The organism is Pseudacidovorax sp. DMC4 (genome assembly GCF_056314265.1).
Genome location: NZ_JBQUYR010000014.1, coordinates 154,038 through 166,126, shown reverse-complemented (window position 1 = coordinate 166,126; position 12,089 = coordinate 154,038). Strand labels below are relative to the sequence as shown.

Genomic DNA, 12,089 nt, shown 5'->3' with positions numbered 1-12,089 from the left:
GCCTGAGTGTCCACAAACTGGACATGGATTGGATACAAAATGGCACGTCGATTGCTTGCGCTTCGGCATCCCTCCCGCCGGTGCACCAAACCGGCCCGAAAGTGCCCATGACCGAACCCCTCCACTTCGACCTGCTGCTGCTCGATGCCATCGCGCTGACGGCCGACCCCGCCCGCCCCGAGATCCGCGGCGCCGCCCTTGGCGTGCGCGATGGCCGCATCGCCTGGCTGGATGCCCAGCCCCCCGCGCAGTACACCGCCGACCGCACGCTGCAGCTGACCGACCATTTCGTGACGCCCGGCTTCGTGAACGTCCACACCCACAGCATCCTCAGCATGGTGCGCGGCGTGGCGGCCGACCTGGGCTTTGCGCCTTCGTACACGCCGGGCATTCCCAAGGGCACGCAGGTCGACGAGGCGCAGGCCCGCGCCCTGGCCCGTCTGGGCGCGCTGGAGGCGCTGCTGGCCGGCTCCACCCTGGTGGGCGACAACTTCGTGCATGCCGACATCTGCACCGAGGCGATGGCCGAACTGGGCCTTCGCCTGGCGCCGAGCTGGCGCATCCACGATGTGGACTTCGCGCGCGTGGCCCATGGCGACTGGCACCACAGCGCCGCCATCGGCGAGGCCACACTGGGCGCCGGGCTGGCGCTGCATGCGCGCTGGCAGAACCATCCGCGCGTGCATGTGAATCTGGCGGCGCATGCGGTGGACACCTGCTCCGACGCCTTCCTGCGCGAGGTGGGCGAGGCCGCCGCCGCACGCGGGCTGCGCGTCAGCACCCACCTGGGCCAGAGCAAGGTGGAGGTCGAGCGCGTGCGCGCGCGCACCGGCCGCAGCTCCACCGAGGTGCTGGCCGACACCGGCCTGCTCAACGAGCGGCTGATGGGCGGGCACTGCATCTACGTGAGCGAGGCCGATGCCGCCCGCATGGCCGAGGCCGGCGCGCATGCGGTGCACATCCCCAAGTGCAACGCCGCCTCGGGCCGGCTGGCGCCCACCCCCATGCTCCAGCGCGCGGGCGTGAACATGGCGCTGGCCACCGACACGCAGCATGGCGACATGGTCGAGCTGATGCGCTGGGCGCTGGCCACGGCCCGGGTGCAGGAAGGCGGCGTCGACGACGGCTGGCAGCCGCACCATGTCTTCGACATGGCCACGATGGGCGGTGCCCGGGCGCTGGGCCTGGAGGCCGAGATCGGCAGCCTGGCCGTGGGCAAGTCGGCCGACTTCGTGGTCGTCGACGGCCGCCGCCCGCACCTGCGGCCGCACGTGAATCCGCTGGGCGCCCTGGTGCACTGCGGCCAGGGCCGGGACGTGCGCCATGTGGCGGTGCAGGGCGAGCTGCTGGTGGAGGACGGCCTGCCCACCAAAGTGGACATGGACACCGTCTGCGCCGAGGCCGAGGCGGCATCGCGCGCGCTCTGGGGCGCGCAGGGGCGCGACTACTGGCGCTGAGGTTCCTGCGGCGCATGGCCGCCGTCCAGGAAGTCCGCCACCTTCGACAGCAGCCGCACCTGGCTGCGGTCGATCATGGCGTTCATGGAGGCATTGCTGGCAAAGCGCACGCCGTTGGGTGCCCACAGCGTGGAGGCCAGGTGGTCGTCGTGCCCGACCAGGGGCGGAAACAGCGTGCAGCAGCGCAGGCCCAGCGCTTCGAGGTAGCGGTCGATGGTGTTCTTCATCACGTCCTCGCCCTCGAAGCGGTAGTCGGCCAGGGCTCGCAGGGCCCGCGGGCCGTAGAGGCCGAAGACCATGCCGATCACCGAGTCGAGCCGGATGAGCAGGTCGCTGCCGTAGGGCTGCACGTCCAGCACCCGCGCCTGGGGCGAGAGGTCGGTGAGCAGGCCCGAGAACAGGTCCCAGCGCTCGGGGTGCGCATCCAGCTGTGCCAGCAGCGCGGGCAGACGGGTGTCGAAGTCCGTCGGCAGCCGGGCGTCGTCCTCCCACACCAGCAGCCTGTCGCGCCCGGCCTGCAGCGTGCGGCGCGCCAGGTCGCGGTAGCTGAGCGCCGTGCCCTTCCAGCCGTCCACATGGCGAAGTCCCGGAAAGAGCACGGCGCCGTGGCGCAGGCTTTCGCGCGCATGGGCGAAGCGCTCCGGCGCCTCGGGCAGGCAGAGCACCACGGCCTCGCCGTCCAGGCGGGTGCTGGCGGTGGCGGCCTCGAAGGCGGCGTCGTCCAGCACGCCACAGCCATGCAGTGCCCGGGCCAGCAGGTGCGGCAGGCCGAAGGGCGTGCGGTCGTCCAGCGCGGCCGGGGCCGCGTCGGCCGGTGGCAGCGGCACATGGAAGATCTGGTGCTGCACCAGCCCGTCGGCCAGCAGCCTGGCAATGCGCGGCTGCACGGCCTCGAACACCGCGAGCGACTCCTGCAGCCGGGCCTGCAGCGGGTCGGCGTCGCCGGCCACGCCTTGCTCGTCCGGCACCTGCCACAGGATGCGCCGGTCGGCCGGCGGCAGCACCGTGAAGGCGCGCGGGTCCAGCACCAGGTACAGGTCGTCGGTGAAATCGGCCGGCATGGCGGCGTGCACCGTGCACTGCAGCGACAGGGCCTCCAGCAGGCCCGCCACGGCCGAGGCGATGTCCTGCCACAGGGCCGGGGCGACGAGCCTCACCGTGCGCACGGCCGCGAGCTGCCCCGAGGCGCGCAACGCCCGCATGCGGGTGCGGTAGTCCTGCACGGGCGCCGGCGCGGCCTGTTCGGTGGGCGGTGGAGGCGACTCCGCTGGCGTGGCGGCCGGCGCAGCGGCAGGAGCGACCGCCGCCGGGGCCGGGACCGCGTGGCGCAGCAGTCGGCGAAGGTCGCGCGCCAGCCGGCGCAGCACACGGCGGGCGAAGGGCTGCCGGGCGGCCGCCAGTGCGGCGGCATGGCGCAGCCCCGCAATCTCTGCGTCCCGTCGGGCCAGTTCCTCGTTCAGACGGGCCACCTCGGCCTGCCGGTCGGTCAGCGCGGCGTGGCGTTCGGCCAGTTCGGCCGCCCGCGCGTCGAGTTCGCGGCGGTGCAGGTCGAGTTGCGCTTCCTGCGCCTGCAGGCGGCTTTGCAGATGCTGCAGGGCCGCGCGCAGGGCCTGGGCGGGCCGTGCTGCCTCCTGCGTATCGCCCGGCCGGTGGGCTTCGTTCCGATCGGCCGATGAGGTGTTCATGGCCACAGCACCGGTGCTTCCTGGGGGCCTGACCGTTCCGCGACCTCGGCGCGCCGGCCCGGCATCAGGCCGGTGGCGTCGAGCAGGGCGCGCGGCAGGCCGTCCGCCGGCGCGGCGCGGTACGCGCGGGCCCGGCCGCGCAGCTGGGCCAGGTAGGCATCGTCCATGCACAGGCGCTCGATCTCGCGGCGCCAGGCGGGCCCGTCGTCCGGGTCGAGCGCGGGCATCAGGCCGGCCGAGGCTTCCACGATGGCCGGATGGTCCGACAGCACCACCGGCGTGCCCGCCGCCAGGCTCTCGGCCACCGGCAGGCCGAAGCCTTCGGTGAAGGACGGGAAGACGGCGAAGCGGGCATGCCGGTACAGCCACTGCAGATGCTCGTCCCGCGGCGATTCCACCACCCGCACATCGGGCACCAGCCGCCAGTTGCGTTCCACCGCCAGCCGGGCGGCGTCCACGCCCCAGCCCCAGCGGCCGGCGAGCACCAGCATCGGCAGGCGCCCGGCCGGCAGCCGCTGCCGCAACTGCTCCCACACATGCAGCAGCAGGATGTGGTTCTTGCGGATCTCGAGGGTCGAGCAGTACAGGACGAAGGGCCGGTCCAGGTCCAGGCCCGGCGGTGGCGCGCCCGGCCGCGCGGGGCCGGTGTCCAGGCCGGCGGGGGCTGCCACGCGCAGGGGCGGCGCGGCGCGGCCCGCCTCCGCCATCGCGCGTTGTACCTGGCGCGCCGTGTGGCGCGAGACGGCCACCAGCTGGTCCGCCTCGGCGATGACGCCGAGCATGTCGGCCGTGTATTGGCGCGGATCGCGGCCGGCGGTCCACTGCGGCGTCTCCCACACCATCAGGTCGTGCACGGCCAGCACCACACGCACGCCGCGCGCGCGCAGCGCCTGGAAGATCGGGACGCTCACATAGTCCCAGGGGTTGGAGACGCTCAGCAGCACATCGCCCGGGCCGGGCCCGTAGGGTCCCGCGCTGATGGGGGCGATGCGCACATTGGCCAGTGCACGGCCATGCAGCCAGCGGCCGAGGCGGCTGTCCGCCAGCCGGCGCAGGCGCGCCCTGCCGCCCTGGAAAGCGCCCAGCGCGCGCAGGCTGCGCCCCACCGACTGCGGCACGCGCGGCGGCGGCAATGGCGTGTTGGCCAGTTCGGCGGCAGCCAGCCGGCCGATGCCGTCGGGCGTGTTGGCCAGGAACTCCAGCTCCTGTCCGGTGAGCCGCCGATAGCCGCCGTCGTCGGCTCCGCGACGCACCAGCTGAACGGGCACGGGCTGCGCGGCCAGCAGATCGCCGGTGTGGTGCTCCACCCGCGAGATGCCCACGGGCGAGTGCCAGCCCTTTTCGAGGCTGACGGAGACGTCGAACAGCAGCCCCGGGCCGGGCCGGCCGGCACCGGCCGGGGGCGCGTGGGGGCGGGGGCACCAGGCGCCGTCCAGCACGGCCGTGAGCTGGGCCAGCACCCGGGGCGTGGCGAAGTCGCGCCGGGCCCGATCGCGCCCGGCCTGCCCCAGCCGGTCGGCCAGGGCGGTGTCACGGTGCAGTCGCTCGATGGCGGCGGCCAGGCCCGTCACGTCGCCTTCGTCGACGAGCAGGCCATCGACCTCGTGCCGGATCAGCTGCGCCGGCGCGCCGCAGGCGAAGGCGATGACGGGCCGGCCCAGGGCCCAGGCCTCGATGATCGAGCGGCCGAAGGTCTCCGGTCCGCCATGGGCCGAGACCGAGGTGACGAGCACGGCCCGCGCCCCGCGCAGCAGCGTCGACGGATCGTCCACATGGTCGTGCAGGGCCAGGGTGGGCGCGGCGCCGGCCTCGGCCATCTGTGCCTGCAGTTCGCGGTACAGCTCGGGGATGGGCCGGTGGCCCACCGATGCGATGCGCAGGTCCGGGCAGCGCGGCCCCAGCAGTGCGGCGGCCTGCACCAGCAGGGCATGGCCCTTGAAGGGGTTGACCGTGGCCAGGTGCAGGAAGGGCGCGTCGGCCGCCAGTGCGGTCGCGGGCACCGGCGGAATGTCGACCGGGTTGGGCATGACCAGCGCCCGCATGGGGCCGTGCGGCCAGACATGGCGGGCGAGGTAGTCGGGTTTTTCGAGCACCGCGCGGTCGGGCACCAGCAGCGTGGCCCGGGGCACCTGGGGCAGCAGCTGCGCATGGTCGAACCACAGGAAGTCGTGCACGGCGACGCAGGCGATGACGTCCAGCCCGGGCAGCCAGCCGCCGGCCCGCGCCAGGATGCGCAGCGAGTCCATCGTGTTGCTCAGGATGGCCGAGTGCCGCAGCGCCAGGAAGCGCTGCACAAGCAGCCTGGCGGCGCCGTCGGCGAAGTCTTCGCGGCCGGCGTCCACCGCGTGGATCTCCAGCGCGGGATGCGCCAGGTGCCGCAGCCGCTGCAGGTGCAGCGGGTTGCAGGCGAAGACCGTCACCGGCCGTTCGGCCAGGAGCAAGGGCAGCAGGGTCTCGATGTTGCGCTCGGCACCGCCGTAGCCGGTGGCGACCGAGAGGATGAGCAGGGGCGGTCGGGCCGCGGTCGGGCGGGTGTCGGGCAAGGCGGCTTGCTGCGTCATTCGGGCGCAGGGCAGGAGAGGGAGGAAGGCGACGCGAGGCAGTACTCGGCATGCAGCAGGCGCCCGGCCTCGCGCGCGAGGCGCTCGGCCAGCACCGGATCGTTCAGCAGGGCGGCGCAGTGCCGTGCAAAGCGGTCCGCGCGGTCGGCCACGAGCAGGTGGCGGCCGGGCTCGACCGCCAGCCCGCGGGCGGCATGCGAGGTGGCCACCACGGGCCGTCCGTACTGCCAGGCCTCCAGCACCTTGAGCTTGGTGCCGCCGCCGCCGCGCACCGGGGCGATGACGGCCGTGGCCTGGGCGTAGAGCGGTCGCAGGTCGGCGGGCTCGTGCGCATAGGCGATGCCGTGCGCTGCCAGCTGCTGTCGCAGCGACGCCTCGGCCCGGCCGGCCGCGACGACCTGCACATCGGGCACCCTTCGGCGCAGGCGGGGCAGCACGGCGCGGGCGAACCACAGCAGCGCATCCTCGTTCGGCGGATAGAACAGCGCGCCCACGAAGAGCAGCGTGCGCCCGTCCTTCGGCGGTGGTGGCAGGTCGGGCCCCGGATCGGGCACCAGCCGGTTGGGGCTGGCGCGCACCTCGCGCATGCCCGGCAGGCGGGCCACACGGGCGGCGTCCTCGAAGGCCGAGAGGTGGACGGTGCGGTAGGCGGGCAGCAGTTGCCGCTCCAGCTGGGCATAGCGCCGCGCCTGCAGCAGACCCTGCGCCGCGGCACGCCAGCGCCCGTGGCGCAGGGCCAGGCCGGCCAGGCTGCGGCGCGTGGCCGACTCCCAGTCGTCGCAGTCCATCTCGGCGACGGCGCGCCACGCGGCAGGCAGATGGGCCGCCAGGTCGTGCATGTAGAAGCGGAAGACGAGCACGCGCCCCGGCGCCGGGCCGGGCAGGGCAGCCAGCGCCGCGGCGGCGCCCGCGTCCGGCTCGAACCAGTCCGCCAGCGCGCGCGGCGCCAGGGCGGGGCCGGTGCAGTGCACCACATGCAGCCGGCCGGGCAGCGGCGTGCGCGGCACGGGCGTCTCGGCATGGCGGGTCACCAGCACGATGTCGAGTGCATGCGTGGCCGCCAGCTCGCAGGCCCAGCGCCATCCCCGGCGCATCAGGCCCACGCCCTGCGGGTCGGGCAGCACATGGGTCAGCAGGATGGCCCGGCTGCGCGGGACCTGCGCGTCGCTCACGAGGCCCTCGACCCCCACAGCCGGCGCAACCACTGGCCCAGGGCCGACGGCGCGAGGCCGGGCGGCAGGTGCGGCCGTGCCAGGCGGGCGTAGGTGGTGCGCGCCTGCGCCACGTACTCGGGCGTGAGCTGCGTGTGGTCGAAGTCGGACATGTCGCGCCGGTCCACATCCCACCAGAGGTGCGCCCACAGGTGCAGGCTGGTGGCGTCCGGCGGCAGCGTGCGGTCCTGCTCGAACAGGCCGGCGATGCCGTCGCGCGTCCAGTCGAGCGAGAAGAAGCGGCTTTCCGGCTCGACGCGGATCCATTCCGGGAACTCGCGGCTGAGCCGGTACGGCAGGAAGGTGGAGTGGTTGCTCCAGCTGCCGTCGAAGGCGCCCGGCATGCGCTCGATCCAGGTCCGCACGAAGGGCGAGCCGGGCTCGGCCATGATCAGCGCATTGCACAGCGAGCCCTCGGGCGAGGAGGGCGCGCCCACGTCGACGCGCTCACGGCCCATCACGCAGGATTCGTCGAACAGGGCGGCCGGCGGCGGCGCCACGAACAGGGTGTCCATGTCCGCATAGATGCCGCCCTGCTCATGCAGTACGCGCAGGCGGATGAAGTCGGACACATGCGCGTAGGCGAAGCGCCGGATGTAGTCGTCCTGGTAGTCCAGGTCGATGCGCAGCTCGTGCTCGGGAATCTGCTGCACCTCGATGCGCGGGCGGATGCGCTCCCACAGCGGCCCGTGCGGCTGGTTGTGCAGGTGCACCACCACGCGGTCCGGCCGGTTGACCTGCAGGCACGAGGCCAGGCACAGGTAGTGCAGCAGGTGGAAGGGCTCGGTCTGCGGCCGCAGGCCGAAGACGAAGTGGTAGGTGTTGGGGATGCGCGCGGGGCGCGCCGGCGCGGGAGGCGAAGTGGCGGTCAAGGTGGCTGCGGTCGCGAAAGGGCGGCAGGCGGCCATGCACTCGGGGCGCACCACCCAGCTGCCGCTTGGGGAGCCCCTGAGTCGATTTGTTATGTTTCGTCAAATATACACGACGGTTTTTTGCAATGAGCCCCAGTCCTCCCACGCCCCGCCGGGCGCTGCGCTACATCGGCCTTGGCGATACCAGCGGCTATGCCGTCGCGGCCGCGGCGCTGGTGCGCGCGCTGCGGGACGCGGGCACCGCCATCGCGTGGGAACCCATGCTGCCTGGTGGCGCGCTGGGCCTGGGCTATGCGCCGGCCGCCTCGCCGGAGGCCGGGCCCCAGGACCTCTGGCCCCTGCGCGACGACGCGCGCGAGTGCGACATCGCCATCGTGCACTTCGTGCCCGAGTACTACCCGCACTTCATCGCCCGCGAGCGCGCCCGCGGCACCCGCTGCGTGGTCGGCCACACGGTATGGGAGACCGACCGGCTGCCGCGCCACTGGCCCGCGCTCATCAACCGGCTCGACGCCGTGATCGTGCCGACCGGGTGGAACCGCCAGGTGTTCCGCGACAGTGGCGTGACGATCCCGATCTGGGTGGTGCCGCACCTGCCCCGGCCCGCGCGCGCCGCAACGGCGGCGGACCGGGAGCGGCTCCTCCAGCGCCTGCCGCCGCTGCAGGGCCGGCGCATCTTCTACACGGTGTCGACCTGGCTGGAGCGCAAGTCCATCGGGCCGCTGGTCGAGGCCTTCGCCGAGGCCTTCCGCCATGACGACCCGGTCGCGCTGGTCATCAAGACCACCGCGCACGACCTGGAGCGGGTGCGCCGCGATCCGGGCCACGAGGGCGAAAGCGTGCCGGTGCTGCCCCAGTTCGAGGCCATGGTGGGCCGCGCCGTGCTGCGCCATGGCCGCCTGCCGCCGCCCATCTGCCTGATCACCGACGAACTGCCCGACGGCGAGCTGCATGCCCTGCACGAACTGGGTGACTGCTTCGTCTCGCTGTGCCGGGCCGAAGGCTGGGGTCTGGGCGCCTTCGAGGCGGCGCAGGCCGGGCGGCCGGTGATCATCACCGGCTGGGGCGGGCCCACGGCCTTCCTGCGGCCGGATGCGGCCTATTTCGTCGAGAGCCGGCGGGTGCCCGTGCAGCCCGGCGAGGCCAATGGCAGCTACACCCCCGACCAGCACTGGGCCGAGCCGGACATCGCCGCGGCCGTCGCCGCGCTGCGGGCCGTGGCGGCCAACCCCGCCGAGGCGGCGCGGCGCGGTGCCATGGCGGCCCAGCACATCCGGCACGCCATCGAACCGGCGGCGGTGGCCGACGCGCTGCTGGAAGCGCTGGCCCGCTGCGAAGCGCGGGTCGAACCCGCGCCGGCCCCGGCTCCGGCCGATTCGGCTGCCCCCGTGGAAGCGGCGGCGCCGGCCGTGGTGCCGCCGCCGCCAGCCAGCCTGCCCCGGCGTGCGCTGCGCCGGGCGCGGCGTGTTCTCCGGGGGCTGGTGGCGGGGCGGTGAGACCATCGACCTGCCGCCTTCCGCGCAGCACGATCAGGGCGCTGGCGCTCAGGGCCGCCGCTGCCGGATCAGCGTCAGCAGCGCCTGCGCCGCCGGCGACAGCGACCGGTCCCGCCGCCGCACCAGGTAGACCTGCCGGCTGAGCCCGGGCAAGGGCAGCGGCCGGGTGTGCAGCCCGGCCTGCTGGAAGTGGAACAGCGTCAGCGTCGGCACCACGCTGATGCCCAGGCCCGCGCGCACCATGCCCATCACGGTGGCCAGCTGCTCCACCTCCATCAGCGTGCGCAGCGGCTGCGGATGCAGGGCCGCCTCCAGGTACTGCCGCACGCTGCTCGTGCGCGCCAGGTGGATGAAGGGCCAGTCGCCCAGGTCGGCGGCCGTGAGCTTGCGGCGCCGCACCAGCGGATGGTCGTCGCGGCAGACCAGGTGGAAGTCGTCGCTGCAGAAGGGCTCGGCCTGCAAGAGCGGGGTGTCGGCGCGGATGGCGGCCAGCGCCAGGTCGGCCTGGCCGCCGGCCACGCGCTCTATGCAGGGCTCGGAGAGGACGTCCGCGATCTCCAGCACGATGCCAGGATGGGCCTCGCGGAATTCGGCCAGCACCTGCGGCAGCCAGCCCGCGGCCAGCGAGGGCAGCAGCGCCAGCGAGACGCGCCCGCGCCGCAGCTGGGCGCTGTCGCGCGCGGCATCGAGCGCCGCGTCGATCTCGGCGCGGATGCGCTCGGCCGCCGCCATGAAGTTGCGGCCCTCGTCGGTCAGCGCCACATGGCGCGTGCTGCGGTCGAACAGGCGCAGCCCCAAGCCTTCCTCCAGCGTGCGGATCAGCGCGCTGAAGGCCGGCTGCGACAGGTGGCACTGCTCGGCCGCGCGGGTGAAGTGGCGCTCGGTGGCCAGCGCCAGGAAGGCATCGAGCTGGCGGCTGCTCAGATTCATTGGTGATGCGGATGAATTGATCCTGACAATCTATTTCACAGAATAACGCTCCGCGCCTAGAGTGCCGTCGCAGGAGACACGCATGGCACTGAAGGAACGACTGCTGATCGGCTGCGCCGCCGGCTTCTCGGGCGACCGGGTGGACGCCGCCGCGCCCGTGGTGCGCGAGCTGATCGCCCGCGGCCAGAGCGCCGTGCTGATCTTCGAGACCCTGGCCGAGCGCACCCTGGCGCTGGCCCAGCTCGCCCGTCGCGACGACCCCGATGCCGGCTTCGAGCCGCTGCTGGACGAGCTGCTGCGCCCCGTGCTGGCCGACTGCCTGGCCCACGGCGTGCGCATCGTCAGCAACTTCGGCGCGGCCAATCCGCACGGCGCGGCGCGGCGCATCCAGCAACTGGCGCGCGGCCTGGGCCTGCGCGCGCCGCGCATTGCCGTCGTGCATGGCGACGATCTCTCCGGCCCGGAACACCACGACCTGCTGGCCCGGTGCCTGGGCGCCGCCATGCCGGCCGAGCCGCCGGTCAGCGCCAACGCGTACATCGGCGCCGAGGCCATCGCCAACGCCCTGCGCGCCGGTGCCGACATCGTCGTCGCCGGTCGCGTGGCCGACCCGGCGCTGGCCCTGGGCCCGGCGCTGGCGCATTACGGCTGGGCCCTGAACGACTGGGATCGCCTGGCGGGCGCCACCATGGCGGGCCACCTGCTGGAATGCGGCGCGCAGGTCACCGGCGGCTACTTCGCCGACCCCGGCTACAAGGACGTGCCCGGCCTGGCCGAGCTGGGCTATCCCATCGCCGAGATCGAGGCCGACGGCAGCTGCACCCTCTTCAAGCCCCGGGGCACCGGCGGCCGGCTGGACCTGCATACCGTCAAGGAGCAGCTGCTCTACGAGTTGCACGATCCCGGCGCCTACCTCACGCCCGATGTGGTGGCCGACATCCGGGAGGCCGAGGTGCTGCAGACGGCCGGCGGTGTGCGGCTGCAGGGCGTCCGCGGTCATGTGCGGCCGGCCACGCTCAAGGTCAACGTGTGCCATGCCACCGGCTGGTTCGCCGAGGGCGAGATCAGCTACGCGGGCGCCCGCGCGCTGGGCCGGGCCCGCTTGGCCGGCGAGGTGCTGCGCGAGCGCCTGCGCGATGCCGGCGCGCTGCGGGTGGACCTGATCGGCGCCTGCAGCATCTTTGGTGACGACGCGGGTCGCGCCCTGGCGGCGACGCTCGATGCGGCCCCCGCTGCGCCGGACGATGCCCTGCGCGACATCCGCCTGCGCGTGGCTCTGCAGCATCCCGATGCGGCCGTTGCGCGCCGCCTGGTGCGCGAGGTCACGGCGCTGTACTGCTGCGGGCCCGCCGGTGGCGGCGGCGTGCGCACCGGCATGCGGCCCCGCCTGGGCACGCTGTCCTGCCTGGTCCCGCGCGAAGCCGTGAGCACCGGTTACTTCATGGCCGACTGAGGAGGCCGACGATGAATCCCACGCCTTTCCCCTCCGCCCCGCACGCCGATGCCGACCGGGTCGTGCCCCTCCATCGGCTGGCCCACGGCCGCACTGGCGACAAGGGCAACCGCTCCAACATCAGCGTGATCGCCTGGCATGCGGACCTGTGGCCGCTGCTGGTCGAACAGGTGACGGAAGAAGCCGTTGGCGCGCTGTTCGCCCATCGCCGGCCCAGCCGCGTCACGCGCCACCTGCTGCCCAGGCTGCAGGCGATGAACTTCGTGCTCGACGACGTGCTGGATGGCGGCGTCAACGACGCCCTCAACCTCGACAGCCATGGCAAGGCGCTGTCGTACCTGCTGCTCGACCTGCCGGTGCGGGTGCCTGCCGCGCTGTGCGGGCATCTGGCCGGTCCACCCATCGACTGACGACCTTCCTTCAT

The 12,089-nt window shown here is 73.7% G+C and carries 9 protein-coding genes; 4 read left to right on the top strand and 5 right to left on the bottom strand.

Annotated features, from left to right (window positions below; genetic code table 11):
• The first annotated feature begins 107 nt into the window (after positions 1-107).
• The gene (locus ACT54X_RS23465; protein WP_476348905.1) at positions 108-1,457 is read left to right on the top strand and encodes an amidohydrolase family protein; all 1,350 of its coding nucleotides are present in this window, start codon (positions 108-110) and stop codon (positions 1,455-1,457) included.
• Here ACT54X_RS23465 and ACT54X_RS23460 read toward each other — a convergent pair.
• From ACT54X_RS23460 to ACT54X_RS23445, 4 genes are read right to left on the bottom strand one after another with little or no spacing between them, the layout of a single operon-like run.
• Complete coding sequence (locus ACT54X_RS23460) at positions 1,445-3,142, bottom strand: hypothetical protein (RefSeq protein ID WP_476348903.1); 1,698 nt, start codon at positions 3,140-3,142, stop codon at positions 1,445-1,447. The genes ACT54X_RS23465 and ACT54X_RS23460 overlap by 13 nt on opposite strands.
• Positions 3,139-5,703, bottom strand: a complete 2,565-nt coding sequence (locus ACT54X_RS23455) for a glycosyltransferase (RefSeq protein ID WP_476348901.1) — start codon at positions 5,701-5,703, stop codon at positions 3,139-3,141. The genes ACT54X_RS23460 and ACT54X_RS23455 overlap by 4 nt, the downstream gene beginning before the upstream one ends.
• Entirely contained in the window at positions 5,700-6,875 is a 1,176-nt protein-coding gene (locus ACT54X_RS23450; protein ID WP_294368847.1) for a glycosyltransferase family 4 protein, read from the bottom strand. Before ACT54X_RS23450 ends, ACT54X_RS23455 begins: the two co-directional genes overlap by 4 nt.
• Entirely contained in the window at positions 6,872-7,786 is a 915-nt protein-coding gene (locus ACT54X_RS23445) for a glycosyltransferase family 32 protein (RefSeq protein WP_294368846.1), read from the bottom strand. Before ACT54X_RS23445 ends, ACT54X_RS23450 begins: the two co-directional genes overlap by 4 nt.
• A gap of 125 nt (positions 7,787-7,911) precedes the next feature.
• Between ACT54X_RS23445 and ACT54X_RS23440 the strand changes: the two genes are divergently transcribed.
• A complete protein-coding gene (locus ACT54X_RS23440; protein WP_476348898.1) occupies positions 7,912-9,282 on the top strand; it encodes a glycosyltransferase family protein in 1,371 nt (456 codons plus the stop codon).
• 48 nt (positions 9,283-9,330) lie between these two features.
• Here ACT54X_RS23440 and ACT54X_RS23435 read toward each other — a convergent pair whose 3' ends face one another.
• A complete protein-coding gene (locus ACT54X_RS23435; RefSeq protein WP_234192587.1) occupies positions 9,331-10,212 on the bottom strand; it encodes a LysR family transcriptional regulator in 882 nt (293 codons plus the stop codon).
• Between the two features lie 82 nt (positions 10,213-10,294).
• On the opposite strand from ACT54X_RS23435, the gene ACT54X_RS23430 reads away from it, so the two are divergent.
• Together ACT54X_RS23430 and ACT54X_RS23425 are read left to right on the top strand one after the other, a co-directional pair.
• Positions 10,295-11,665, top strand: a complete 1,371-nt coding sequence (locus ACT54X_RS23430) for an acyclic terpene utilization AtuA family protein (RefSeq protein WP_476348897.1) — start codon at positions 10,295-10,297, stop codon at positions 11,663-11,665.
• A gap of 11 nt (positions 11,666-11,676) precedes the next feature.
• On the top strand, positions 11,677-12,075 hold the full coding sequence (locus tag ACT54X_RS23425) for an AtuA-related protein (protein ID WP_476348895.1): 399 nt from the start codon (positions 11,677-11,679) through the stop codon (positions 12,073-12,075).
• Positions 12,076-12,089: the final 14 nt, after the last annotated feature.